Genomic DNA, 22,783 nt, shown 5'->3' on the forward strand with positions numbered 1-22,783 from the left:
AGCAGGCAATAGCAAAAGTACGCCGGACCACCAATACCTCAGCCCCCCTAGCGCAACTTCCCTCTCGCCAGATCGGTAGAGAAAATCTTGACCCTGCGCAACCATAAGCGCGCCTGCTGTTGTGACAATGCCGTGTTCTGGTAGCGCATTGCAGCGTAGTCCTTGCACAACTGCTTGAGTTCGCGATAGGCAGGAGCAGGCAAACCTCTGGCCTTGTTCAGCATATCCAGCGGGCCATCGCTGGGTAACAGGATGATACCCTGCTGCTGTAGAGCACGTTCCAGCCGCGAACGCCCTTCCTGCAAAGGCACACTTTCCGTGCTCCGCCACCACCACCACAGCAATGGCAAGCCAGCAAGCACCACTCCACATAACAGCGCTCGCACAACAGATGCACTGTCGACGATCTCGCCCAGCCCCAACCAGCGGTAAAGACTCAATTGCCGCGAGGCATCGTAACCGACAACCCACTGCTGCCAGGCAAAACCGGCGGCTTGCCAGCCCTGCTGCACACGCACCATCCATGCTGGCATGCGACTACCGAATACCGGTAATTGGGCCTGCATTGCAGGAATGCTCTGCCCGAGATCCTGGCTGACCCGTTCCGGCGCAACGGCCGCGGTTGGGTCAACCCGTAACCACTCTCTGCTTTCAGCCAGCCAGACTTCAACCCAGGCATGCGCATCGGAAGAACGTACCTGCCAGAAACGGCCAAGCGGGTTGAACTGACCTCCCTGATAGCCGGTTACTACCCGGGCAGGAATACCGGCAGCCCGCGCCATGAAAGCAAAGGCCGATGCATAGTGTTCGCAAAAGCCCTGCCGCGTGGAAAACATAAAAGCATCGATACTGTTGTCTCCCTCCAGCAAAGGCGGCCTCAACGTATAGGCAAAACCGCCCAGGCGGAGGTGCAACAGGGCCTCGCGCACAAAACCGGCACTGTCACTACTTTGGCTACGCCACTGCATGGCAAGTTGGCGGCTGGCAGGATTTCCGGGCGGAAGGTGACGGTAGAAGTCCTGATCGCTGCGACTTAGCTCACTCAGATAATGACTGCCAACCAGGCTCTCACCCGAGATGCGCAGTACATCGTCCTGATCACTAGCCAGCTTGAACAGCCCCCCCGGCTCCAGTCTTCCTTCTGCTGGTGCGGCCAGCGGGTAATCCAGCAGGGGCAATCGTGATCTGGAAGGCTTGCCGGTAAGGCGATAACGCACCTTTTCGCCCCCTGCCAGCTGTATTTGCTCCCGCGTCTGGCCGTGTACGCTTTGCCAGCGCCGGCCATCAAAATCATCAAAAATCATGATGCGCCAGTACAGCTGCTCATGTGCGGGTGGCTGGCCGTCAAACACAACCGAGAACGCTGGCTCTTGCTGCTGCACCAACTGGCTGATACTGCCGGGCTCCATGCTGTCAGACAGCCCGGTGCTGGCAACATGCTGTTCATGCGGCATGCTCCACAGCGGCCCAGGCAGGCGCGGCATCACCACAAACAGGACCAGCATCAACGGCAGGGACAACAACAAGGCCTGAGCTGCCATACCAGCAGCCCCTTGTACTGCACCTCCAGCCAGCCGCAGCATGGCCCAGGTCAGTGCCAATAGACTGACAATCAGCCACAGCGCAGACGGTGGGGACTGGTCAAACAGCAGTGGAATTGCTGCCAGAAAAAAACCCAGTGCCAGCAGCACCTGCCAATCCCGTTGCTGGCGTGATTCGAAACTCTTGAATCCCAGCAACAGAACCAGCAAGGCCGCCCCGCCCTCACGCCCGATCAGGGTATTCAGGTTAAGCCACAAGCCAAATACTGATAAACCCAGCAGCGGCAATAACAGCCACAGCGATGGCAATTGGTTCTGGCGCTGCAGCAAGAAGCCACGAACCAGCAGCATGGTCAGTACCAGCATGGGCAACCAAGAGGGGAGATGCAGCAATAACGGCAGCATCACCAGCGCCAGGGCCAGCAATACCGCCATTTCACCTTGCCGGAACTGGGCCAGCCTCATACGGGCAACCTGAATTCGGCCAATGCCGCCAATGCCTGCTCGCGCTGTCCCGGCCATGGCTCCACCATGCAACCGGGCAAGTGCAAGCGGTAATGCTGGCCGGCTTTCTCACACTGCAACACCCTCCAGCACAATCGTGAAAGCCGGCTTTCCACATCCAGCGTCGCCGGATAGTCCTGCCATGCCAGTTGATGCAATGCCTGACCGCGTGGCTGGCTGGCAAAACGTTTGCTGGCCAATACATCACGCCGGGCCAGCACACTCCAGGCAATCTGCCGCGGTGTATCCCCCTGACGGTATTCTCCCAGATGGGAAAAATCCTCCTCGTCATCACCACGATTACGGCCCCGCCCATTTTCATGATGGCAGTCCTGATGTTCGCGATCAGGCAAGGGAAGCGGATAGGCCAGCAAGGACGCATCCGGCCGCCACCATGAAAATGCCCGGATTAGCCCAAAAGGGGCAGTGCTCCACAGCTGGATAGCGGGATAGGCATGGCGGCCACGCCGCTTGAGCAGCTGCACAACGGTCACCGACTGTTCGGCCATGGCCGCCAGCGTACAGGGCACACACTCTCCACCCTGCTCGGACTGCAATAGCAGCTGGCGAGTGATTGCCGTGGTATTGAGCAGACGCAGACGGCAGTCGGCAAACTGCCCAACAAACGCCCCTTCACTCTCCTGCACCTGCAGTTGCAGGCCGGACAGCTGACGATAAGCCATCAGCACAGCCACCAGCAATAAACCAAGCAACCAGAAGGCCAGCACATAAGCCAGGCTGACCGCGTAGTTCAACGCACCCACCCATACCGCAGCAGCCACCAGCAATAGCAACAGGCCAAAGCGGGTGGGTAGCAAATAGATACGCCGCTGCCCCAAGCGGCAAACGGATTCCTTCGGCAGACGGCGCAACCACCAGCCGCGCAATGGCTTACGGAATGGCAACATGTTCCAGCAGTGCAGTCAGGCTGGCAGAAGCGTCTCCGCTCAAACCTAGCCGGTGTCCGGCCACAGCCGGAAAAATGGCTTTCACATCCTCCGGCAGCACATGATCACGCCCTTCCAGCAAGGCCCAGGCACGGGCTGCGGCCAGCAGGGCCAGCCCTGCGCGCGGACTGAGACCTGCCAGATAGCTACGGTCCTGACGCGTTGCCTGCAACAGGGCCAGCACATAGTCGGCCAGATCTGACGTCACGGTCAGTGCAGCAGCCTTTTGTTGCAACTGCAACAAGCCATCGTCACTCAGGCAAGGGGTGATGTCATCCAGCAAGGTTCGACGGTCCTGGCCCAAGAGTAATGCGCGCTCGGCCTCTGCCGCCGGATAGCCCAGCGCAATACGCATCAGGAAACGATCCAGCTGCGACTCGGGCAGTGGAAAAGTCCCCAGTTGCTCGGAAGGATTCTGGGTGGCGATCACAATAAACGGTGTTGGCAACGGATGACTCTCGCCATCAATGGAGACTTGGCGCTCCTCCATGGCCTCCAGCAAGGCTGATTGCACCTTGGGCGAGGCACGATTGATTTCGTCGGCCAGTAGCAGTTGGCTGAACACCGGCCCCGGATGAAAGCGGAAGCTGCCGGTTTCACGCTGGTAGATGTTTACGCCCAGAATATCGGCTGGCAGCAGATCGCTGGTGAACTGCACGCGTTGGTAATGCAGGCCAAGTACTGCAGCCAGGCCATGCGCCAGCGTGGTTTTGCCCACCCCGGGCAGATCCTCGATGAGCAGATGGCCACGGGCAATCAGACAGGCCAGCGCCAGCCGGATAGCGCGGGGCTTGCCCAGAATAAGCGTGTTGAGTTGACGATAGGCAAGGCTGAGTGATTGCATTTGGACCCGGTTGCGCGCAGTATTTATCGAAAATACATAAAGATAAAACTCGCGTCCATTGTACGCAAACAATCGTACGCAACAAGGAAACGCTCGTGTTAACTTGGCTAAAAAACCGTCTACAGAGAAATGGACTCACTGCCTACATCACCCATCCTGTCTGCCTGCAGCACAATATGGGGGTAGGCCACCCGGAATGCCCGGAGCGCCTGGTTGCCATCAAGGATCAACTGATGGCAGCACAGATTTACGACAGCCTACATGAGGTGGAAGCGCCGGAAGTCACCGAGCAGCAGTTGGCCCGGGTGCACCCGCCACGCTATGTGGAATACATCGAAGCCTGTGCGCCCAGTGTCGGTACCTTCCGCATGGACCCGGATACCGCCATGGCACCGGGCACCCTGCCTGCCGCACGTCGCGCCGCCGGTGCGGTGATCAAGGCAGTGGAACTGGTGTGCGAGGACAAGGCTCCCAATGCCTTCTGTGCCATTCGCCCGCCGGGCCATCATGCCGAACACGACAAGGCGATGGGCTTTTGCTTCTTCAACAATATCGCCGTCGGCATTGCCCATGCGCTGTCCACCTACAAGTTCGAGCGGATTGCCGTGATCGACTTCGACGTGCATCACGGCAATGGCACCGAAGACATCTTCCGTGACGACCCGCGCGTGATGATGGTGTCCATCTTCCAGCACCCCTTCTACCCTTACTGCGGTGACAACCCGGAGGGGCCGAACATGGTGAACGTGCCGCTCAAGGCTGGCAGCACCGGGCGGGAATTCCGCGAAGTGGTGGAAAACGTGTGGCTGCCCAGCCTGCACGACTTCAAGCCGCAGATGATTTTCATCTCTGCCGGTTTTGATGCCCACCGCGAGGATGACATGGGCTCACTGGGACTGGTGGAGGCTGACTACGAGTGGGTGACCCGCCACCTGATGCAGATTGCCGACCAGTACGCCGATGGCCGCATCGTCTCGGTGCTGGAGGGCGGCTATGATTTGTCCTCGCTGGCACGCAGCGTGACGGCCCACGTCAAGGTGTTGTCGGACGGTTAGCCCGCAGCAGGCAGTACAAATAAAAAAGCCCGCATGTGCGGGCTTTTTGCATCCGGGTCGAGACAGGACTCAGGCCTGCTTGTCGCCTTTGCCAGCAGCTTTCTCGCCTATCCGGCCTTCCTGCCCGGTCAACAGCTTGATCAGGTTGGACTTGTGACGGTGAATCACCAGAATGGCGATGATGATGCAGGTACCAAAATAAGGTGAAGACGGGCCGGTGATGAAATAGGCGTAGACCGGCACCATTACGCAGGCGACGATGGCGGACAGTGAGGAGATCTTCACCACAAAGGCCATGAACAGCCAGGTGGCAATGGCGGCCAGCGCCAGCCAGATATTGAAACCGAACAGCACGCCCACCGCTGTAGCCACCCCCTTGCCGCCCTTGAAGCCGAAGAATACCGGCCACATATGGCCGATCAGCACCGCCAGTGCCGACATGGCAATGGCCTGTTCACCCAGGCCATAACGCGGGCCGAACCAGGCCGTCAGCGCCACCGCCACCCAGCCCTTGGCCCCATCACCCAGCAGGGTAAGCACAGCGGCAATCTTTTTGCCGGAACGCAGGACATTGGTGGCACCGGGATTACCGGAGCCGTAGCTGCGCGGGTCGGCCATGCCCATGGCCTTGCTCACGATCACGGCAAAAGACAGCGAGCCCAGCAGGTAGGCCGCAACAATGAAGGCAAATGCTGTCGTGGTCATGGTGTATCCATTAGAATAGAAGGCTTCGGATTTTACGGTATCGGGCGACAAAGCCCAACTCCCGGCATAGCAATGGACATCATTTTCCTGCGCGAAGTACGCGCCGACACCATTATCGGTGTTTATGAGTGGGAGCGGAAAAATCCGCAAACCATCGAAATCGACCTGGAAATCGGCATTCCCAGTGAAGTGCCCTGCCACACCGACAATATCGGCGACACCATTCACTATGGCGTGGTGGTGGAACGCTTGCGCAAGGCACTGTCCGAACAGCACTTCCTGCTGCTCGAAGCGCTGGCCGAATATATCGCCAAAGTGATTCGCGAAGACTTTGGCGCGCCCTGGGTACAGGTTTCCGTCACCAAGCTGGGCATTCTGCCCGGTGTGCGCCGCGTTGGCGTGCTGATCGAGCGTGGTCACCGTCCGCGCTGAGAATTTCACCACGGATTGTCCTGGCCGCCATCGCAGTCATGGATGATGACGGCAAATTGACGTTGACGTAATGGTCATGCACCATGGTGCCCTGCCATCACCAGAGCCAACCATGAGCCAGATCAGCGTTGCAGAGTTCCAGGCCTTGATCGACAGCGAACTGCCGCTGGTCAAACTGTTCGGCATGCGTACCGAGGACATTGCCCATGGCACCGCCCGCATGCGCATGCACTTCAACCCCGACCTGATCCGCCCCGGTGGCACCATTGCCGGCCCGGCCCTGATGGCGCTGGCCGATGCCACCCTGTATGCCGTGGTGCTGGGCATGATAGGCAAGGTGGAACTGGCAGTGACGACCAGCCTGAATATCAATTTCCTGCGCAAGCCACCGCAGGAAGATGTGATTGCCGAAGGCCGCATCCTCAAGCTAGGCAAGCGCCTGGCCGTGGGCGAGGTGCTGTTGTACTCCGCGGGCAGTGACGAGCCGGTGGCCCATGTCACCGGTACTTATTCCATTCCGCCGTTGCCCGACAACAGATAAACAAAAACCCTCTGCCGGCAATGACCGTGCAGAGGGTTATCCGGTTACGCTGAATCAGACCGGCGCTTACTCTTCCTGATTGCGCATGAAGTCTGCGGTGTTATAGAAGGCTTCCAGCAGCTTGGCCTTGAGCCAGTCCTCCACCAGCAGTTCATTCACTGCCTGGGTCATGCACTGCATCCACTGGTCGCGCATTTCCCCGTCCACGGCAAACGGCATGTGGCGCATGCGCAGGCGCGGATGACCAAACTTTTCCATGTACAAGCCAGGCCCGCCCAGCCAGCCGGACAGGAACATGAACAGCTTTTCCCGCGAACCGGCCAGATCAGCCGGGTGCATGTCGCGCAGCACCTTGACCGAAGGGTCGCTGTCCATGATGTCGTAGAAGCGGTTGGTGAGCCAGCGCACCACGCCTTCACCACCCATCAGCTCGTATGGCGTCATTTCCTGCATGGCTCAGTCCTTTACCGGCTTGACCAGCGAAGCGGCCAGCAAGGCACGCTCACGCGCAGTGGCCACATCATCGGCCTGGGCCACCGCCACGCCCATGCGGCGGCGGACAAAGCTTTCCGGCTTGCCGAACAGGCGCAGGTCGGCACCCGGCACCGCCAGTGCTTCGGCCACGCCTTCAAAGGCAATGCCCTGCTCTTCCATGCCACCGTAAATCACTGCAGAGGCACCGGCACTGCGCAGGCTGGCATCCACCGGCAAGCCCAGAATGGCGCGCGCATGCAGTTCGAATTCGGAGAAGCGCTGGGTGGCCAGTGTCACCAGCCCGGTATCGTGCGGGCGCGGGCTGACTTCGGAAAACCATACCTGATCGCCCTTGACGAACAGCTCCACCCCGAACAGGCCACGTCCGCCCAGTGCATCGGTCACGGCCTTGGCCATTTCACGCGCGCGCAGCAGTGCCAGTTCGCTCATCGGCTGTGGCTGCCAGCTCTCCACGTAGTCGCCGTTCTTTTGCAGATGGCCGATGGGGTCGCAGAAGTGGGTGGCAATACCGCCCTGACCATCGCTGGCACGTACGGTGAGCTGGGTGATTTCGTAATCGAAGTCGATGAAACCTTCGACAATCACCCGGCCCTTGTCCACACGGCCGGCACTGACGGCATATTCCCAGGCTTTGGCCACATCATCCGGCCCACGCAACAGGGACTGACCCTTGCCGCTGGAGGACATCACCGGCTTCACCAGGCAGGGGTAGCCGATGCCAGCGTCGATGGCCTGCTGCAATTCGTCCAGCGAGGAAGCAAAGGCAAACGGCGAAGTGGGCAGGCCCAGCTCGTCCGCCGCCAGACAGCGGATGCCTTCGCGGTTCATGGTGAGGTTGGTGGCACGTGCGGTGGGGATTACCTCAGCCAGACCATCAGCCTCGATGCGCAGCAGCTCTTCGGTGGCAATGGCTTCGATTTCCGGCACGATCAGATGCGGGCGCACCTGTTCCACCAGCGCGCGTAGCGCGGCGGCATCCGACATATTGATGACATGGCTGCTATGTGCCACCTGCATGGCTGGGGCGCCGGCATAGCGGTCCACCGCGATGGTTTCCACCCCCAGGCGCTGCAATGCAATGACAACTTCCTTGCCCAGCTCGCCGCTGCCCAGCAGCATGACACGCAGCGCAGTGGCGCTGTGCGGGGTTCCGATACGCATGGTCCGACTCCAGTTAGAAAATGGGATAATCCAGGCCGGCATTTTAGCATTGCTGCCATGCTACCCGCTGCGCCGGATCAAATGCCCTGAAAGGCAAAGTCAATCGGCGGGGTGCAGCCGCTGATGATTTCCGCCAGCGCCCTGCCGCTGCCCGCTCCTTCGGTCCAGCCCAGCGTGCCGTGACCGGTATTGAAGTAAAGATTGGCATAGCGGCTGCGGCCAATCAGCGGCACATTGCCCGGTGTGGCCGGGCGCAAGCCGCTCCAGAACTCGGCGGCATCCCAGTCGGCCACCTCGGGCATCAAGGCCTGGCCACGCTTGATCAAGGCCTGACAGCGCACCGCATTCAGGCTGCTGGAGTAACCTGCCAGCTCTGCCGTCCCGGCAATGCGCAGCCGCGTGCCCAGACGGGAGATCACCACCTTGTAGGCTTCATCGGTAATGCTGGCCAGCGGGGCCGTGGCAGGGTCGCGCAAGGGCAAGGTGGCGGAATAGCCCTTCCACGGGTAGATGGGCAGGCGCAGCCCCAAGGGTGCCGCCAGCAAGGGCGAATAACTGCCCAGCGCCAGCACATAGGCATCTGCTGTTACGCGGCGGTAATTGCCCTCCGGCAGATTGACCGACACGCCGCTGATACGGCCATTGTCAGTTTCCAGCGCATTGATGCGGGTATTGAAGCGGAACTCCACCCCGGCACGGGCGGCATGCTCGGCCATGGCGCAGGTATACAAATGGACATCGCCGGATTCGTCCGACGGACAGTAGCTGGCACCGGCCAGGGCGGGAGCAATGCCGGCCAGCGCCGGTTCGATGCGTGCCAGTTCTTCACGGCTGATGATGTGCTTGTCCATGCCCAGCTCGCGCATTTGCGCGGCCACATGGGCGGCTTCGTCGAGCTGGCGCTGAGTGTGAAACAGCGACACGATGCCACGGGTCTGCTGCTGGTAATCCAGATTTAGTTCGGCGCGCAGCAGCTGCAGGGTATCGCGGCTGTAGCGGCCCAGCGCCAGCATCTGGCGCATATTGCGTTCGGCACGGCTGCCGCGGCACTCCAGCAGAAACTGCCAGCACCAGCGCCACTGGGCCGGATCCAGCCGCAGGCGGAACAATAGCGGAGCATCGTCGCGCAGCAACCATTGCAGGATTTGCCAGGGGGCGGCCGGGTTGGCCCAGGGTTCGGACTGGCTGACAGATATCTGGCCGCCATTGGCAAAACTGGTTTCCCGCGCCGGTCCGCTGGCACGGTCCAACACCACTACCTCATGCCCTGCACGGGCCAGAAACCAGGCAGTGGATACTCCCACTACACCCGACCCCAGCACTGCTACCTTCATGTTGACTCCAGCAGACGTGACAACGGGCAAGCCATGCTTGCCCGTCCGGCTAAGCCGATTGAGACCCCGGATACTACGCCGCAGCGCAGCAGGGCTCAATGGGGGAAACGCTACTTTTTCGGTGCGTGCTGATAAACCGTCTTGCCACGCAGCTGGAAATAGTCCGAGGCAAAATAGAAGTTTTCCGAGTGGCCGACAAACAGCAGGCCATCGGGCTTGAGCAGCGGCGCAAATTTCTTCAGCACGGCAAACTGGGTATCGCGGTCGAAGTAAATCATCACATTGCGACAGAAAATGGCATCAAACTGCTTGCGCAGCGCCCAGTTGTTTTCGATCAGGTTCAGCCGCTGGAAGGTAATCATATTGCGCAACACCGCCTTGGCCTGATAGGTGCCATCCGGCAATTTGTCGAAATACTTGTGGGCATGACCGGGCGGCAGGCGGGCAATCTTGTCTTCCGGATAAATGCCTTTGCGGCCGGTTTCCAGCACGCTGGTATCCAGATCGGTGGCCATGATGCTGATTGCCGGCTTGCTAGTATGCGGAAAGGCTTCCAGCGCGGTAATGGCCAGCGAATACGGTTCTTCGCCGGTGGAAGATGCCGCGCACCAGATGGATAGCTCGCTGGCACCGGCGGCCGCCCTTTGCTTTAGTTGATCCGCCAGAATGGGGAAGTGATGTTCTTCCCGGAAGAAGAAGGTGAGATTGGTGGTGAGGGCATTCACAAACTGCTCGAATTCGCGCTTGCCCGCTACCGACTCAAGAAAATCCACATAGGCGGCAAAGGTGGCCAGTTTCAGCTCGCGGATGCGTCTTACCAAGCGGCCGTACACCATGTCCTTCTTGGACGGGTTCAGCGAGATGCCGGCCTCTTTGTAGATCAGCTTGCGAATACGCTCGAAATCGGCGTCGCTGAAATTGAATTCGCGATTGAATTCGACCTTGGGTAATACCAGTGGCGGCAGTTTATTCATCTTGTTTCCCCCGATACAAAAAAACCCGGACCTGAGCCCGGGTTTTCATTCTACTCCTGTTTGTCGTCCCGCCGGTTTACACCGAGAAGGAAGAACCACAACCGCAGGTAGTGGTGGCATTCGGGTTGCGAATGACAAACTGGGAGCCTTCCAGGCTTTCCTGATAGTCAATCTCGGCACCCACCAGATACTGGTAGCTCATCGGGTCAACCAGGAAAGTGACACCGTCTCTCTCTATAGCGGTATCGTCTTCATTGGCGATTTCGTCAAATGTAAAACCGTACTGGAAGCCGGAGCAGCCACCGCCGGTCACGAACACGCGCAGTTTCAGATCAGGATTGCCCTCTTCCGCGATCAGGTCCAGCACCTTGTTGCAGGCGCTGTCGGTAAAGTTGATCGGGGTCGGCATTTCGGTAGTCTCGGACATGGTTCACCTCGCAAATCGATTTCGGCCTTGCGGCCATTCACCTACTATTTTAGTCGGATATCAGGGCGAATGGCCAATATTCAATCACCAGCGCGATCAAGGCAGCAGGGGAACAATGTCCAGACCGGCGTTTTCCGGCTGGCCGAACATCAGGTTCATGGTCTGCACCGCCTGGCCGGATGCACCTTTCACCAGATTGTCTTCCACCACCAGAATGATCAGCAGATCGCCATTGCCCGGCCGATGCACGGCAATGCGCGCCGTATTGGAGCCACGTACACTACGGGTTTCCGGGTGGCTGCCAGCCGGCAGCACATCGACAAAATGCTCACCGGCATAGCGCTGTTCAAACAGGGTCTGGAAGTCGGTGTCCAGCGCCTCCGGCTTGATGCGGGCGTAGATGGTGGAGTGGATGCCACGGATCATCGGGGTTAGGTGTGGCACAAAAGTCAGTTTGACCGGGCCGCCGTGAATGGCCGACAAGCCTTGCTCGATTTCCGGGGAATGACGATGGCCCTTCACGGCATAGGCCTTGAAGTTGTCGCCTGCTTCGGCCAGCAGGGCACCGACTTCAGCCTTGCGACCGGCACCGGACACACCGGACTTGCAGTCGGCGATCAGGGTTTGAGTATCAATCAGCTGCTTGCCGCCTTCCAGCAGCGGCAGCAAGCCCAGCTGTACAGAAGTGGGATAGCAGCCGGCCATGCCAATCAGGCGGGCGGCGCGAATGGCATCACGGTTGACTTCCGGCAGGCCGTATACGGCCTCGGCCAGCAGGTCGCTGCAGCTGTGCTCCATCGCATACCATTGCTGGAATACGGCAGGGTCTTTCAGGCGGAAGTCGGCAGCCAGGTCGATCACTTTTACACCAGCGGCCAGCAGCTCGCGCGCCTGCGCCATGGCGACGCCGTGCGGGGTGGCAAAAAACACCACATCGCATTGCTCCAGCGCGGTTTCATCCGGTGCAGAGAAGGCCACATCCACGCGACCGCGCAGGCTGGGGAACATCTCGGCCACTTTCATGCCCGCTTCCTTGCGCGAGGTAACGGCCACCACCTCGGCACCGGGATGCCCGGCCAGAAGACGCAACAGTTCGACACCGGTATAACCGGTACCGCCGACGATGCCCACCTTGATCATGCTGTACTTCCTTGTGTAAATAAACGTCGCAAAAGCGACAGTCTAAGGACTATGCTGGCGCGATGCAACATTGATCTGGCCCGCTCGGCGCAGGCCGGATATTTACAGGCGGAACTGGGCTACCATGGCTTGCAGATCGGACGACAGCCGATGCAATTCAGCCACGGTCTGCATCGCACCCTGTACCGCCTGATCGGTTTCGATGGTGGCCCGGTTGGCCTGCTCCGACGCCCGTGCCATCTCGTTGGTGGCCACTGACTGCTCGCGCGTGGAATCGGCAATATCGTGAATGGCACCGACAACCTGGGCAATCCGGCCCTGAATGCCGGACATATCCTGCGCCACCATGCGGGATGCCTCCACGCCGCTGGCCACCGAGCGCTGCGTGCCAGCCATATCATCCAGCGCAGTGTTGATATCGCCATGGGTAGCATCAATCAGTTGGCCAATTTCCACGGTCGCCTTGGCCGTGCGCTCGGCCAGCTTGCGTACTTCATCCGCCACTACGGCAAAGCCGCGACCGGCCTCGCCGGCGCGAGCCGCCTCGATCGCCGCATTGAGCGCCAACAGATTGGTTTGGTCGGCAATGTCGCGGATTACCCCAATAATGGTATTCATCTGCCCGGAACGTTCACCCAAAGCATTGAGTGCTCCATCCAGATGACCGACTTCCTCGGCAATATTGGCAATATCGTCCGCCAGCCTGCTTACCGCCTGGGCGGAATGGGCCGAGGTGGTGCCGGTGTCGCTGGCTGCCTGCTCTGCCATCGCCGCATTGTCGGCAATGTGATTGATGCTGACCGTGATCTGCTCGATGGTGGCTGCGGCAGCACTGGAAACCTCCGACTGCCGCTCCGACTGGCTGGCCACGGTATCGGTCACCTGTTTCAGGCTATCCAGTTCGCCATTCAGCGAAACGGCATGCTCGCGCACATCAATGAACATGCGGCGCAGACTGGCCACAAAGCGGTTGAATGCCTCGGCGGTCTGGCCGATTTCATCCTGCTGCTCCACTTGCAGCTGGTGGGTCAGATCAGCATGGCCGCTGGAGATTTCCAGCAAGGCATCACGCAAGCGCACCAGGCCACGCAGCAGGCGGGTAAGTGCCAATTGCGCCAACACAATGGCCAGAATACTACACAGCAGACCGGCCACTACCAGCGTGATCAACAAGCCCTGCAGCGGAGCCAGAATGGCCGACTTGTCCACTACACTGCCCAGCACCCAGTCCGATCCAGGCACCGGCGTCAACTGCAGGAAAACAGCACGGCCGCCGATTTCCAGCTCCTCCAGCTTGCCATGCTCATCCGCCTGCTGCAGCAAAGCCGCATCCAGGCCTGGCATCACCTCAGCCACCGGCTTGAGCGCACTGTCCGCAGCGGGATGGGCAACGATCTTACCGTTGCGGGTTGCCAGGAAAGCATAGCCATCGCCACGCAGCTTGATCCCCTGTACCAGGCCAATAATGCCTTCCAGCGAAATATCACCGCCCACCACGCCTTGCAGCTGTTGATTACGCAGCAAGGGATATGCCACCGTCACCCCCAGTTTTTTGGTACTGGCAAACACATAGGGCTCGGTAACAATGCCGGAGCTGGCACTTGCAGCCTGCTTGTACCAGGGACGTGATGTCGGGTCGTAACCTTCCGGTGCATGTTTTTCTGCCAGATGGTAAATCATGCGCTTGTCGGCATAACCGGCAAACAGCTGATCAAACCTGCCAGCCGTCTTGCCCTCCTGCAACTGGGGCAGGATATCGCCGTTGCTCACCAGCGCAGAGGCAGTAGCCTCTACGGCATCCTTGCGCTGGGCCAGCCAGTTGCCCAGTGCGCTGCGGCTTCCTTGCATGGCGGCATCCAGCTCATGCCGGATGCCTTCGATGATTTCCGTGCGCATGCGCTGATAGGACAGTACCGCCAGCACGGTAATGACCACCACCAGCAAAATAGCGACAAAAGCCAGCAAACGTTGCTTCAAAGACATCGGAGTTTCCTGTAGATCAGCAGATTGGCAACAGCGGTTTCACGCTGCTACCAGCCCGCCCGGAAGGGCAGGCCACAAAGACAAAAGGGGGCCACCATACACGGTGTAAGCACGGGGGTAAACCCGTTAAACTCTCTGGCATTTTCTTTGTAAACTAATCAATTTAAATGACAGCTTAAAGACATTGCTGTTAATAGGGTGATATTTTCATGAACAGCAATTGCGAAAGTGCGGGGAAAAGACGACAGTCAGAATTTAGCAAGGCAACAGACAGGGCATCTGTGCTGGGGAAAGTGCAACGACAGAAATAGAAAAAGCCGCCCGGAGGCGGCTTTTGCATAAACAGGAATCCGGCGATTAACGCTTGGAGAACTGCTTGGCGCGGCGAGCTTTGCGCAGGCCGACTTTTTTACGTTCAACTTCACGCGCATCGCGGGTTACGTAGCCTGCAGCGGACAGAGCCGGCTTCAGAACTGCGTCGAAGTCGATCAGAGCGCGGGTGATACCGTGACGGATAGCACCTGCCTGGCCGGTTTCACCACCACCAACAACATTAACCTTAATGTCGAAGGATTCGGTGTTTTCGGTCAGAACCAGCGGCTGGCGGATAACCATGCGACCGGTTTCGCGGGAGAAGTATTCGTCAACCGGCTTGCCGTTAACGATGATCTGGCCGCTACCCTTTTGCATGAACACGCGAGCTACGGAGCTCTTGCGACGGCCGGTGCCGTAGTAGTATTTACCGTTCATTCTCTATGCCTTAAAAACGAAATTCCAGCACTTTGGGCTGCTGGGCAGTGTGCGGATGTTCGGTACCAGCGTACACCTTGAGCTTCTTGATCATGGCGTAGCCCAGCGGACCCTTCGGCAGCATGCCTTTAACGGCTTTTTCCAGAACGCGCTCCGGGAACTGGTTTTGCAGTTCGGTGAAGTTGCGTTCGTAGATACCGCCCGGGTAACCGGAGTGACGGTAGTACTTCTTGTCCAGCGCTTTGGTACCAGTAACACGCAGTTTGTCAACGTTGACTACAACAATGTAGTCACCGGTATCAACGTGCGGAGTGTATTCCGGCTTGTGCTTGCCACGCAGGCGGTGAGCGATTTCGGCGGCGAGGCGACCCAGCACCTTGTCTTCGGCGTCGACCACGAACCACTCGCGCTTAACCTCATGCGGCTTGGCAGAAAAGGTCTTCATGGAACTCTTCCATCGTAATTCTTGAAAGTTACGGATTCTAATGCAGTGCCCTTCCCACTGTCAAACCATTGTGTAACAAAGCAAATGACAATGCTGAAACGGGGCAGGAATGCGGCCTTTTTTGCCACAGCAGCAGCAAAAAAACGCCATACAGCGCAGGAAGATACTTGATTGCACCGGGTTGTGCATGCGCAGGGCAAAAAAAAAGCGCAATCCATTTTGATTGCGCCAAGTTCCACCTAAAAGAAGGAGGATGGAGGAGACAACACCAAAACGCACACATTGCATGCCACGTCCTGATGCAGGTTTCATTATCAGTACCGATCAGTAGTTTGGCAAGTATTTTTTGTGCACTGCACTAAAAAAATCGCATCAGATACAACAACATCACAACACATTGATATTCAATGAATTTTTTAATGAAAACGTAGTTTCCACTCTGAAGATCAAGCAGAAAAGTTGCTTTCCGCTGCAGTTTACAGCCAGAAAACCCTGTTTGGGGGCTGCCGGATGACGCACCGCAGCATTACTAATTACTTACAACTTGATGGCTGTTTCCAGCGCCAGTTCCATCATTTCGTGAAAGGTGGTTTGCCGCTCTTCCGCAGTGGCGGCTTCGCCAGTGGGGATGATGTCTGACACGGTAAGAATGCCCAGCGCACGGGCACCATACTGTGCCGCCACGCTATAGATGCCGGCCAGCTCCATTTCCATCACCTGCACGTTCATCCGTTCCAGCACTTCCAGCATGGTGGGTTCCACTCCGTAGAACAGGTCGGCGGAAAACACATTGCCCACCGATACGCTGCGCCCCAGCTGGGCCGCGGTATCCACTGCCGTGCGCAGCAAGGTGTAATCGGCAATGGCGGCAAAATCGTGGTTATTGAAGCGCATGCGGTTAACCTTGCTATCGGTACAGGCGCCCATGGCGATATACAGCTCGCGCAGCTGGGTTTTGGCGGTAACGGCACCGCAGGAACCAACCCGGATGATGTTCTTCACCCCATAGTGCTGAATCAGTTCGGTGGTGTAGATGCTGGCCGAGGGAATGCCCATGCCGTGCGCCATCACTGACAAGCGCTTGCCCTTGTAGCTGCCAGTGTAGCCCAGCATATTGCGCACGCTGGTGACCTCCTTGGCATCGTCCAGAAAGGTTTCGGCAATCATCCTGGCGCGCAGTGGGTCGCCGGGCATCAGCACGGTTTCGGCAAAATCGCCTTTGTGGGCATTGATATGCGGGGTAGCCATGGTGTGTCTCCTTGTGGCGGGGTTCAGTTCAGGAATGAGATGCCGTAATCCATGGCAGACAGGCCCAGATGGCTGGCCACGCTCTGGCCGATATCGGCAAAGGTGGTGCGGACACCGATGTTGCCAGGCCTAACCGTATGGCCGTAGCACAGCACCGGAATATGCTCACGGGTATGATCACTGCCAGGCCAGGTGGGATCACAACCGTGATCGGCGGAAAGAATCAGGATATCGTCTGCTTGCAAGGCAGCCATCACCTCAGGCAGGCGTCGATCAAACTCCTCCAGCGCCCGGGCGTAACCGGCAATGTCGCGGCGGTGGCCGTAGCTGGAATCGAAATCAACGAAATTGGCCATGATGATGGCACGCCCTGAGGTATCACGCATGGCCGCCAGCGTGGCATCCCAGATCTGGTCGAAACCGGTGGCCTTGTGCTGTTCGGTAATGCCGACATGGGCGTAGATGTCGGCGATCTTGCCAATGGATACCACCTGCCCGCCGGCCTCAGCCGCCTTTTGCAGCACCGTGGCAGCAGGCGGCGGCAGTGCCAGGTCCTTGCGGTTACCGGTACGCACGAAGCCCCCCTTGCCTTCCCCCACAAACGGACGGGCAATGACGCGGCCGATATTGTAGGGTTCCAGCGCCGCACGAGCGATCTGGCACAGCTGGTATAACCGCTCCAGGCCAAAGCTTTCTTCGTGGCAGGCAATCTGGAATACCGAGTCGGCCGAGGTATAGAAAATCGGCTTGCCGGTGCGCATATGCTCTTCGCCCAGAAGATCGAGAATTTCCGTGCCGGAGGCATGGCAGTTGCCCAGATAACCGGCCAGCCCGGCCTTGCTGACAATTTCATCCAGCAAGACGGCGGGAAAGCTGTTGTCCTTGTCCGTGAAATAACCCCAGTCGAACAGTACTGGCACTCCGGCGATTTCCCAGTGACCGGACGGGGTGTCCTTGCCGCTGGACAGCTCGCGGGCATAGCCGTAAGCGGCTATCGGTGCGGTCTGGTCCATACCTGCCGGGAAGTAGCCGGATGACAGCTGGCAGGCATGGCCCAGCCCCATCCTTGATAGATTGGGTAGGTATAGCGGGCCGCTGCGGCCCTTGTCGGCACGGCCAGCAGCAGCTTCCATGGCGATATGGCCCAGGGTATTGCTGCCGGCATCGCCGAATTGCGGCGCATCGGCAGCAGCACCGATGCCCAGCGAATCCAGTATCAGGATGATGGCGCGTTGCATGATGTAGTCTCCTGCGCTCAGCGGCAGTGGATGGTCTGATAGACCAGTGGCAAGGTCGCTGGTGCTGCCTCGCTCAGGCGAATGGCACTGCGGATGCGGCGGGCGGCTTCGTCGGCTCCACATTCATCGGCAGCATGAATCAACAACAAAGGCTGATCGGCTGCCACCCACTGTCCCAGTTCGACAAACTGTGTCAGGCCGACCCGGTAGTCCAACTGGTCGCTGGCCAGGCGACGACCGCCACCCAGCGCACAAACCGCCATGCCCAGGGCTCGGGTGTCCATGGCGGCGACAAAGCCGCTGCGCTCAGCATAGACCGGGCGCAGCACCGGTGCTGCCGGCAGATAACGCTGATGGTGCTCGACAAAATCTGCCGGCCCACCCAGCTCGGCCACCATGCGCGCAAAAATCTCTGCAGCATGGCCAGAGTCCAGAACCTGCTCCAGTCGCTGGCGCGCATCATTTTCGTTGGTGGCCAGCCCTCCGGCTAATAGCATTTCACTGCACAAGGCCATGGTGACGGCGTGCAGGCGCGGGTTGCGGGCATCTCCGCGCAGATAGCGCAGCGCTTCCAGCGTTTCCAGACTATTACCTGCCGTGGAGGCCAGCGGCTGACTCATGTCGGTAATCAGTGCGCTGGTGCGCACACCAGCGCCATTGCCGACATGGACAATGCGTTCGGCCAGCGCGATGGAGGCTTCCATGCTCGGCATGAAGGCCCCGCTACCAGCCTTGACGTCCATCACCAGCACATCCAGCCCGGCTGCCAGCTTTTTCGACAGGATGGAGGCGGTGATCAGGGCGATGGATTCCACCGTGGCGGTAATGTCACGCGTGGCGTAAAAGCGGCGGTCTGCCGGGGCCAGGTCAGCGGTCTGGCCGATGATGGCCACGCCGACCTCGCGCACCACCTGACGCAGGCGCTCCGGTGTGGGAAACGGGTTGTAGCCGGGAATGGCCGACAGCTTGTCCAGCGTGCCGCCGGTATGACCGAGGCCACGGCCGGAGATCATCGGCACAAAGCCGCCACAGGCGGCAATCAGCGGGCCCAGCATCAGCGACACCACATCCCCCACGCCACCGGTGGAGTGCTTGTCCAGCACCGGCCCGGGCAGGTGCAGGTCGTCCCAGTGCAGACAGCGTCCCGAGTCACGCATGGCCATGGCCAGGGCGACGTTTTCTTCCAGCTCCATGCCGCGGAAATACACCGCCATGGCCAGGGCGGCAATCTGGCTGTCGGCTACGCTGTTGTCGGTAATGCCGGCGACAAACTGCTGAATGTCCTGGTCAGACAGTGTTTGTCCATCGCGCTTCTTGCGTATCACTTCCTGCGGCAAAAACATGCTGCACTCCTGCAAGAAAGGGGCTGAAAACTGGCCCCGAAAAGACAAGGCCGAAGACGGGCTTCGGCCAGAATGATATGGATCGGCGGCAGCTCAGTACTCAGTAGCCACTGCCTGCTGCCGCTGCCGTTCCGCCGATTTCGGCCTGCAGATTGGCCAGCAGGCTGGAGGCACCAAAGCGGAAATGCTGCGCCGTCACCCACGGTTCGCCCAGCAGATGCTCAGCCAGATCGATGTATTCGGCGGCTTCTGCGGCAGTGCGCACGCCCCCGGCTGCCTTGAAACCACAACGGGCACCCGTGGAACGGATGGCGGCCAGCATGATGCCGGCGGCTTCCAGCGTGGCATTCACCGCTACCTTGCCGGTGGAGGTCTTGATGAAGTCGGCACCGGCAGCGATGGCAATCAGGCTGGCCTCGCGGATCAGCCGTGCATCCTTGAGTTCACCGCTTTCGATGATGACCTTGAGCAGCTTGTCGCCACAGGCTTCCTTGCAAGCGGCCACCAGCTCCGCACCGACATCGGCCTTGCCGGCCAGCAAGGCACGATACGGAAACACCACGTCTACTTCATCCGCCCCGGCGGCAATGGCAGCCTCGGTTTCGGCCACAGCCACGGCAATATCATCGCCACCGGCCGGGAAGTTGGTCACCGTGGCCACCTTAACCTGCGACAGGCCTAGCTCATCCAGCGTACGGCGCGCCAGTGCGACAAAACGGGGATAGACGCAGACTGCCGCCACCGTGCCGGCGCTGCTGCCGGCTTGCTGGCACAGGGTAATCACCCGGTCATCGGTGTCGTCATCGTTAAGGGTGGTGAGGTCCATCATGGACAGGGCACGGCGTGCCGCGATTGTGAGTTCTGACATGGGTTCCGGCTCGGTTGGGCATCCGTACGGCGGCAATGGCAGGCTGGCCATGCCGGCGGAGCAAGGGCTAGATTATGGAAATATCTTCAGCTGAAAGCAATGTGCAGTGCATCAGGCTGCACTAACCTTGCCCGGCGACCTGAAAATCCCGCAGGCGCTGCTGCAAATACGGCACGGCGGCAGTTTGCGCCAGATAGTCTGCCGCACTCATCCAGCCCCAGCACTGACCTTCGTCACCAAAACGGATAGCTTGCACCTGATTGGCATTCAACTGGCCAGCCATGAAAAAGCTGACCACCCCCGGCTGGTGCCAGCTGAGATAACTGCGCTGCCAGAGAATTTGTACAGGCCGTAACAGGATACCGAATTCTTCCCGCGTTTCGCGTTGCAGGCAGGCAAACGGGCTCTCCTGCCCTTCGCGCCCGCCGCCGGGAAAATCCCAGCAGGCGGCAAAGGGCAGCCCCGCTTTGTCATCCCGCAGATACACCAGCAGGCTGTCCTGATAAAACAACGCTGCCTTGGCACCGCAAAACGGTTCGCTCATGACTGGGGATTACACCCGACGCGCATCGGTGACGCCAGGCAACTCCATCATGCGCGCCAGCACACGGCTGATGTCCTGCACCTGGCGTACTTCCACGGTAAAGCGCATCTTGGCGCGCATATCACGCGACAGGGTGTGCACCGCAATCAGGTTGAGCTTTTCGCGAGACAGCACGTCGGAAATATCGCGTAGCAGGCCACCGCGATCCAGTGACACCACTTCGATATCAATCGGAAACACACTGCTTTTCTGATCGCCCCAGCCGGCGGCAATCAACCGCTCCGGCACATCAGCCGACAGCCGCTTGAGGGTGAGGCAATTGGTGCGGTGAATGGAAATGCCACGGCCCTTGGTGACAAAGCCCACCACGGCATCCGGCGGTGCCGGCTTGCAGCACTTGGCCAGTACCGTCATCAGGTTGTCCACCCCTTCGATCAGGATGCCGCCAGCGTCATGACCGCCGCGACTGGCGCGGATGATGCTTTCCGGTTCCACATCCACCGGCGGTGGCGGGGCAAAGCTGGCAATGGCGTTGGCGACAGCGCGGGTGCTCAGTTCACCATGCCCCATCGCGCCGTACACCTCGTCCAGCTTGGCGTAACCCAGTTTTTCTGCCAGCAGGGTGAGATTAGGCTGCTGGTGCGGGTGGCGGGCCAGCTCGCGCTCGAACAGCTGCTTGCCGGTTTCGCGCACCGTGTCCGCATTCTGCATGCGGATATACTGGCGAATCTTGGAAATGGCGCGGTGGCTTTTCACCCAGCCATCGTGCAGCCAGTTGACCGAAGGGCCGCCTTCCTTGGCGGTCAGCACTTCCACGCGCTGGCCGTTTTGCAGCGGCGTGGACAAGGGCACGATCTGCCCTTCCACCTTGGCACCCCGGCAACGGTTGCCCAGGCCGGTGTGAATGGCATAGGCAAAGTCGATGGGGGTGGCGCCATGCGGCAGCGCCAGCACCCGGCCTTGCGGCGTCAGTACGTAGATGGTGTCGGAGAACAACTCGGTCTTGAAGGCTTCGGCCAGGCCTTCGCGGTCGGACATTTCCTCGCGCCAGTCCAGCAGCTGGCGCAGCCAGGAAATCTTTTCCTCGTACTGCGCATCGCCCTTGCCGCCTTCCTTGTAGCGCCAGTGCGCGGCCACGCCGAATTCGGCATGTTCGTGCATTTCGAAAGTGCGGATCTGCACTTCCAGCGCCTTGTCCTCCGGACCGATCACCGCTGTGTGCAAGCTGCGGTAGTTGTTGGCCTTGGGATGGGAGATGTAGTCGTCGAACTCACCGGGAATCGGCTGCCACATGCCGTGGATGATGCCAAGCGCGGTGTAGCAGTCCGGCAGCTTGTCCACCAGGATGCGCACGGCGCGGATGTCGTACAGCTCGCTGAAATCCAGCTTTTTCTTCTTCATCTTTTTCCAGATGGAGAAGATGTGTTTGGGCCGCCCGGCAACATCGGCCTTGACCCCTGCTGCTTTCAGTTCCGCGCGCAGGGTGTCCAGCACGCGGCCGATATAGTCGATGCGCTCCAGCCTGCGCTCGTCCAGCAGTTTGGCAATTTTCTTGTAGCTGTCCGGCTCGGTATGGCGGAAGCCCAGGTCTTCCAGCTCCCATTTGATCTGCCATACACCCAGGCGGTTGGCCAGCGGGGCAAACAGTTCCAGCGTTTCAATGGCGATGGCACGGCGCACCGCCTCATCGTGCACATGGGGCAGGTAGTGCATGGTCTGGGTACGCCAGGCCAGCTTGATCAGCACCACACGGATGTCGGCCACCATGGCCAGCAGCATCTTGCGCATGGTTTCTGCCTGGCGGGCGCGCTCTTCCGGGGTTTCCAGCTTGTCGATGCGCGCCAGCTCGGTAATGCGGCGCACACCGCCCACGCCGTCCACCAGCACGGTCACGGTCTGGCCGAAGTTTTCCGTCATCCAGCCCTGCCAGTCCGGCTTGTGGTCCGGCACGGCAAACAGCAGGGTGGCGACAATGGCGTCGGTCAGCAGGTTAAGGTCGGCCACAATGGCCGCGGCAGAAACCGCATGGCTGAACAGGTCCTCACCGGTGCTCACCAGCCCTTTGCCGCGGTACAGCTCGCGCGCGGCATCAAAGGCGCGTGCCAGCAAGCTGGCTTCGGCCTCGGGCAAGGAAGCTGACATCTGCTCCAGCCACCGTTTAGGGTCGGCCGCATCGGCCAGGGTATCGGCCATTGAACGCACTACGGAAACCATATCTCACACCTGGGCAGCCATGCTGCGCAAAAAATGAACACCGACAGACC

At 59.6% G+C, this 22,783-nt stretch carries 23 protein-coding genes; 3 read left to right on the plus strand and 20 right to left on the minus strand.

Going from position 1 to position 22,783, the window contains the following annotated elements; all coding sequences use genetic code 11:
* Positions 1-47: 47 nt before the first annotated feature.
* The 3 genes from QVF59_RS04275 to QVF59_RS04285 are packed head-to-tail and all read right to left on the minus strand — an operon-like array spanning position 48 to position 3,836.
* Positions 48-2,006, minus strand: coding sequence for a transglutaminase TgpA family protein (locus tag QVF59_RS04275; RefSeq protein WP_287877574.1), 1,959 nt, complete (start codon positions 2,004-2,006; stop codon positions 48-50).
* Positions 2,003-2,953, minus strand: coding sequence for a DUF58 domain-containing protein (locus QVF59_RS04280; protein WP_287877575.1), 951 nt, complete (start codon positions 2,951-2,953; stop codon positions 2,003-2,005). Before QVF59_RS04280 ends, QVF59_RS04275 begins: the two co-directional genes overlap by 4 nt.
* Positions 2,937-3,836 (minus strand): AAA family ATPase, encoded by a 900-nt coding sequence (locus tag QVF59_RS04285; protein ID WP_287877576.1) that lies wholly within the window; start codon positions 3,834-3,836, stop codon positions 2,937-2,939. The genes QVF59_RS04280 and QVF59_RS04285 overlap by 17 nt, the downstream gene beginning before the upstream one ends.
* 95 nt (positions 3,837-3,931) lie before the next feature.
* Between QVF59_RS04285 and QVF59_RS04290 the strand changes: the two genes are divergently transcribed.
* Positions 3,932-4,891 carry a histone deacetylase family protein gene (locus QVF59_RS04290; protein WP_287877577.1) on the plus strand — a complete coding sequence of 320 codons (960 nt, stop codon included), beginning with the start codon at positions 3,932-3,934 and terminating at the stop codon, positions 4,889-4,891.
* Between the two features lie 69 nt (positions 4,892-4,960).
* Here QVF59_RS04290 and plsY read toward each other — a convergent pair whose 3' ends face one another.
* Entirely contained in the window at positions 4,961-5,596 is a 636-nt protein-coding gene (gene plsY, locus QVF59_RS04295) for a glycerol-3-phosphate 1-O-acyltransferase PlsY (RefSeq protein WP_287877578.1), read from the minus strand.
* Positions 5,597-5,668: 72 nt separating this feature from the next.
* Here plsY and QVF59_RS04300 point away from each other — a divergent pair, with 72 nt between their 5' ends.
* The gene (locus QVF59_RS04300; protein ID WP_045846611.1) at positions 5,669-6,028 is read left to right on the plus strand and encodes a dihydroneopterin aldolase; all 360 of its coding nucleotides are present in this window, start codon (positions 5,669-5,671) and stop codon (positions 6,026-6,028) included.
* 112 nt (positions 6,029-6,140) lie between these two features.
* A complete protein-coding gene (locus QVF59_RS04305; protein WP_045846612.1) occupies positions 6,141-6,569 on the plus strand; it encodes a PaaI family thioesterase in 429 nt (142 codons plus the stop codon).
* A 66-nt stretch (positions 6,570-6,635) separates the two neighbouring features.
* Here QVF59_RS04305 and QVF59_RS04310 read toward each other — a convergent pair whose 3' ends face one another.
* From QVF59_RS04310 to QVF59_RS04385, 16 genes are all read right to left on the minus strand, one after another.
* Positions 6,636-7,022, minus strand: a complete 387-nt coding sequence (locus QVF59_RS04310; RefSeq protein WP_045846613.1) for a group II truncated hemoglobin — start codon at positions 7,020-7,022, stop codon at positions 6,636-6,638.
* 3 nt (positions 7,023-7,025) lie between these two features.
* Positions 7,026-8,225, minus strand: coding sequence for a formate-dependent phosphoribosylglycinamide formyltransferase (gene purT, locus QVF59_RS04315; protein WP_062789094.1), 1,200 nt, complete (start codon positions 8,223-8,225; stop codon positions 7,026-7,028).
* 77 nt (positions 8,226-8,302) lie between these two features.
* Entirely contained in the window at positions 8,303-9,559 is a 1,257-nt protein-coding gene (locus QVF59_RS04320) for a D-amino acid dehydrogenase (RefSeq protein WP_287877579.1), read from the minus strand.
* A gap of 110 nt (positions 9,560-9,669) precedes the next feature.
* Positions 9,670-10,533 carry a CheR family methyltransferase gene (locus QVF59_RS04325; protein WP_287877580.1) on the minus strand — a complete coding sequence of 288 codons (864 nt, stop codon included), beginning with the start codon at positions 10,531-10,533 and terminating at the stop codon, positions 9,670-9,672.
* Positions 10,534-10,609: 76 nt separating this feature from the next.
* On the minus strand, positions 10,610-10,960 hold the full coding sequence (erpA, locus tag QVF59_RS04330) for an iron-sulfur cluster insertion protein ErpA (protein ID WP_159874944.1): 351 nt from the start codon (positions 10,958-10,960) through the stop codon (positions 10,610-10,612).
* Between the two features lie 96 nt (positions 10,961-11,056).
* Entirely contained in the window at positions 11,057-12,100 is a 1,044-nt protein-coding gene (gene argC / locus QVF59_RS04335) for an N-acetyl-gamma-glutamyl-phosphate reductase (RefSeq protein WP_287877581.1), read from the minus strand.
* Positions 12,101-12,202: 102 nt separating this feature from the next.
* Positions 12,203-14,083 carry a methyl-accepting chemotaxis protein gene (locus QVF59_RS04340; RefSeq protein WP_287877582.1) on the minus strand — a complete coding sequence of 627 codons (1,881 nt, stop codon included), beginning with the start codon at positions 14,081-14,083 and terminating at the stop codon, positions 12,203-12,205.
* Positions 14,084-14,440: 357 nt separating this feature from the next.
* Positions 14,441-14,833 (minus strand): 30S ribosomal protein S9, encoded by a 393-nt coding sequence (gene rpsI / locus QVF59_RS04345; RefSeq protein ID WP_045846620.1) that lies wholly within the window; start codon positions 14,831-14,833, stop codon positions 14,441-14,443.
* A gap of 10 nt (positions 14,834-14,843) precedes the next feature.
* A complete protein-coding gene (gene rplM, locus QVF59_RS04350) occupies positions 14,844-15,278 on the minus strand; it encodes a 50S ribosomal protein L13 (protein ID WP_045846621.1) in 435 nt (144 codons plus the stop codon).
* 60 nt (positions 15,279-15,338) lie between these two features.
* Positions 15,339-15,590: a hypothetical protein gene (locus tag QVF59_RS04355; protein WP_287877583.1), complete on the minus strand. Its 252-nt coding sequence runs from the start codon at positions 15,588-15,590 to the stop codon at positions 15,339-15,341.
* Between the two features lie 225 nt (positions 15,591-15,815).
* Entirely contained in the window at positions 15,816-16,526 is a 711-nt protein-coding gene (gene deoD / locus QVF59_RS04360; protein WP_159874941.1) for a purine-nucleoside phosphorylase, read from the minus strand.
* A gap of 23 nt (positions 16,527-16,549) precedes the next feature.
* The gene (locus QVF59_RS04365; protein WP_287877584.1) at positions 16,550-17,764 is read right to left on the minus strand and encodes a phosphopentomutase; all 1,215 of its coding nucleotides are present in this window, start codon (positions 17,762-17,764) and stop codon (positions 16,550-16,552) included.
* Between the two features lie 17 nt (positions 17,765-17,781).
* Entirely contained in the window at positions 17,782-19,107 is a 1,326-nt protein-coding gene (gene deoA / locus QVF59_RS04370) for a thymidine phosphorylase (protein WP_287877585.1), read from the minus strand.
* Between the two features lie 100 nt (positions 19,108-19,207).
* Positions 19,208-19,975, minus strand: a complete 768-nt coding sequence (gene deoC, locus QVF59_RS04375) for a deoxyribose-phosphate aldolase (RefSeq protein WP_287877586.1) — start codon at positions 19,973-19,975, stop codon at positions 19,208-19,210.
* A 121-nt stretch (positions 19,976-20,096) separates the two neighbouring features.
* Entirely contained in the window at positions 20,097-20,519 is a 423-nt protein-coding gene (locus QVF59_RS04380; RefSeq protein ID WP_287877587.1) for an NUDIX hydrolase, read from the minus strand.
* 9 nt (positions 20,520-20,528) lie between these two features.
* Complete coding sequence (locus QVF59_RS04385; RefSeq protein WP_159874936.1) at positions 20,529-22,733, minus strand: RelA/SpoT family protein; 2,205 nt, start codon at positions 22,731-22,733, stop codon at positions 20,529-20,531.
* Between the last annotated feature and the right edge of the window lie 50 nt (positions 22,734-22,783).

It is taken from the genome of Aquitalea sp. (genome assembly GCF_030150775.1).
Classification (GTDB): Bacteria; Pseudomonadota; Gammaproteobacteria; order Burkholderiales; family Chromobacteriaceae; genus Aquitalea; species Aquitalea denitrificans.

What these genes read in the sequence shown, in the direction of transcription:
- deoD (WP_159874941.1), bottom strand. Translation starts at nt 16,526, where the DNA reads ATGGCTACCCCGCATATCAATGCCCACAAAGGCGATTTTGCCGAAACC.
- QVF59_RS04380 (WP_287877587.1), bottom strand. Translation starts at nt 20,519, where the DNA reads ATGAGCGAACCGTTTTGCGGTGCCAAGGCAGCGTTGTTTTATCAGGAC.
- QVF59_RS04280 (WP_287877575.1), bottom strand. Translation starts at nt 2,953, where the DNA reads ATGTTGCCATTCCGTAAGCCATTGCGCGGCTGGTGGTTGCGCCGTCTG.
- QVF59_RS04385 (WP_159874936.1), bottom strand. Translation starts at nt 22,733, where the DNA reads ATGGTTTCCGTAGTGCGTTCAATGGCCGATACCCTGGCCGATGCGGCC.
- QVF59_RS04365 (WP_287877584.1), bottom strand. Translation starts at nt 17,764, where the DNA reads ATGCAACGCGCCATCATCCTGATACTGGATTCGCTGGGCATCGGTGCT.
- rpsI (WP_045846620.1), bottom strand. Translation starts at nt 14,833, where the DNA reads ATGAACGGTAAATACTACTACGGCACCGGCCGTCGCAAGAGCTCCGTA.
- QVF59_RS04355 (WP_287877583.1), bottom strand. Translation starts at nt 15,590, where the DNA reads ATGAAACCTGCATCAGGACGTGGCATGCAATGTGTGCGTTTTGGTGTT.
- rplM (WP_045846621.1), bottom strand. Translation starts at nt 15,278, where the DNA reads ATGAAGACCTTTTCTGCCAAGCCGCATGAGGTTAAGCGCGAGTGGTTC.
- QVF59_RS04340 (WP_287877582.1), bottom strand. Translation starts at nt 14,083, where the DNA reads ATGTCTTTGAAGCAACGTTTGCTGGCTTTTGTCGCTATTTTGCTGGTG.
- QVF59_RS04285 (WP_287877576.1), bottom strand. Translation starts at nt 3,836, where the DNA reads ATGCAATCACTCAGCCTTGCCTATCGTCAACTCAACACGCTTATTCTG.
- QVF59_RS04305 (WP_045846612.1), top strand. Translation starts at nt 6,141, where the DNA reads ATGAGCCAGATCAGCGTTGCAGAGTTCCAGGCCTTGATCGACAGCGAA.
- deoA (WP_287877585.1), bottom strand. Translation starts at nt 19,107, where the DNA reads ATGTTTTTGCCGCAGGAAGTGATACGCAAGAAGCGCGATGGACAAACA.
- QVF59_RS04275 (WP_287877574.1), bottom strand. Translation starts at nt 2,006, where the DNA reads ATGAGGCTGGCCCAGTTCCGGCAAGGTGAAATGGCGGTATTGCTGGCC.
- plsY (WP_287877578.1), bottom strand. Translation starts at nt 5,596, where the DNA reads ATGACCACGACAGCATTTGCCTTCATTGTTGCGGCCTACCTGCTGGGC.
- QVF59_RS04320 (WP_287877579.1), bottom strand. Translation starts at nt 9,559, where the DNA reads ATGAAGGTAGCAGTGCTGGGGTCGGGTGTAGTGGGAGTATCCACTGCC.
- argC (WP_287877581.1), bottom strand. Translation starts at nt 12,100, where the DNA reads ATGATCAAGGTGGGCATCGTCGGCGGTACCGGTTATACCGGTGTCGAA.
- erpA (WP_159874944.1), bottom strand. Translation starts at nt 10,960, where the DNA reads ATGTCCGAGACTACCGAAATGCCGACCCCGATCAACTTTACCGACAGC.
- QVF59_RS04300 (WP_045846611.1), top strand. Translation starts at nt 5,669, where the DNA reads ATGGACATCATTTTCCTGCGCGAAGTACGCGCCGACACCATTATCGGT.
- QVF59_RS04325 (WP_287877580.1), bottom strand. Translation starts at nt 10,533, where the DNA reads ATGAATAAACTGCCGCCACTGGTATTACCCAAGGTCGAATTCAATCGC.
- QVF59_RS04310 (WP_045846613.1), bottom strand. Translation starts at nt 7,022, where the DNA reads ATGCAGGAAATGACGCCATACGAGCTGATGGGTGGTGAAGGCGTGGTG.
- deoC (WP_287877586.1), bottom strand. Translation starts at nt 19,975, where the DNA reads ATGTCAGAACTCACAATCGCGGCACGCCGTGCCCTGTCCATGATGGAC.
- purT (WP_062789094.1), bottom strand. Translation starts at nt 8,225, where the DNA reads ATGCGTATCGGAACCCCGCACAGCGCCACTGCGCTGCGTGTCATGCTG.